The 1,434-nt window shown below is 64.9% G+C and carries 2 protein-coding genes and 1 pseudogene; all 3 read right to left on the minus strand.

Annotation, left to right across the window (positions count from 1 at the left end):
- A pseudogene (locus CCE02nite_RS20265) lies at nucleotides 1-362 on the minus strand (transposase); the annotation flags it as partial.
- Nucleotides 363-554: 192 nt separating this feature from the next.
- Nucleotides 555-806 (minus strand): hypothetical protein, encoded by a 252-nt coding sequence (locus CCE02nite_RS20270; RefSeq protein ID WP_218027182.1) that lies wholly within the window; start codon nucleotides 804-806, stop codon nucleotides 555-557.
- Nucleotides 803-1,434 (minus strand): hypothetical protein (locus CCE02nite_RS20275; RefSeq protein ID WP_218027183.1); only part of this gene is annotated, 632 nt, incomplete at its 5' end. The genes CCE02nite_RS20275 and CCE02nite_RS20270, both read right to left, overlap by 4 nt.

Genomic DNA, 1,434 nt, shown 5'->3' on the forward strand with positions numbered 1-1,434 from the left:
GCCCTCATCACGGTCCTTGTGCTCGGCGATGAACGCCACTACCTGGTCGAGGGACGGTCGAGCTCGGCCGCGAAGAAAGCCGACGCCGCCTTCAAGATCTCGTTCGCGCGCCGCAGCTCAGCGTTCTCCCGCCGCAACCGCCGTATCTCCGCCGACTCCTCCGACGTGACGCCGGGCCGCTGCCCACCATCGACCTGCGACTGACGGATCCACTTGCGCAGCGACTCTGGGGTCCCGATCCCGAGCTTCGAGGCGACCGCGCGGATCGCCTCGTACTCCGACCCGTAGTTGGGCTGCACCTCGGCAACCATCCGGATCGCCCGCTCACGCAGCTCCTGCGGGTACTTCGAGGTCCTTGCCATGACCATCATCCTTCCAAGGAATCAGGTCTCCGGACTCACCGGGGCGACTCAAGCCGTCTGAGCATCATTCCATGTCGGCGCGGTTGGGCGGGTTGGCGCCAGGACCGGAGACGGTGACGGTGGCGCAGTGTTGGAGCGGGGTGAGGGCGGCGGGCCAGGCCGTGATCGCCACCCTTCTCGTCACCAATCTGGTCACGCCTTCTCCACCCCGCCTCGGAGTCGTCGAGCGATGATGAAGTCATCCTTCATCAGGCTGCCCCGCGCCGGGGTCCGTGAATCATCGAGCACGACAAGCCGGACCTCAACGCCTGGATCGAGTGACGCATGGCCTGTCTTCGTGTTATCGATGAGCACCTCCGTCCCGTCGGATACGAGCGCGATCACTCCCCAGGGCATCCGGCGATCCACGGTGGCGGTGTACTCCTGATGCAGACGAGCACTCATTGAGCGGGCACCCACCCTCGATTCATAGTCAGTTCGCTGAAGCGACCAAGACGGTCCACCGGAATCGCCCATTCGATCCGAGCAGTCCCCCCGGGCCCCTGCCAGTCATATCGGTAGGCAACATCGGCGAACTCATCGAGAAATCCCGGGTCCATGTCGTACCGGACCATTCCATCAGCGTAGCCCGGCATCCCGATGTAGTCGCCTGCCACGCTCCTCTCCCCAAAGTAGGCCGCTGCGTCACCATCCTGATGATTTAGCGGGTTCGGCCCTCCCGCCAGTTCGTCGGCCGCGTTCGAAGCCTTCGGTGTGCGGTAGATCGGGATCGCCGGAACCTCGTCCGCTGCCTTAGCGGCGTTGGTAAGCCGTGAGGCGTCGGCGAGGGCGTCGACACCTTCGATCGCTCCCTTGACGGCCCACTTGCCCTTGCCGAACCCTGGGATCAGGCCAACGGCCGCCATGGCGCAGGTGCCGAAGGACGGGTCCTCGTCACAGTCCATGACGCCGTCGAGCCCGGTCGCGTAGAGCATCGTCTGGACGTACCAAGGTTCAGAGTCGTGCCAGCTCACCCAGGCGTTGCACCGGGTCCGGTCCGGGATGAGCACCCATTCCTTCTCAAGCGGGTTCT

It is taken from the genome of Cellulosimicrobium cellulans, assembly GCF_006539945.1.
Taxonomy (GTDB): domain Bacteria; phylum Actinomycetota; class Actinomycetes; order Actinomycetales; family Cellulomonadaceae; genus Cellulosimicrobium; species Cellulosimicrobium cellulans.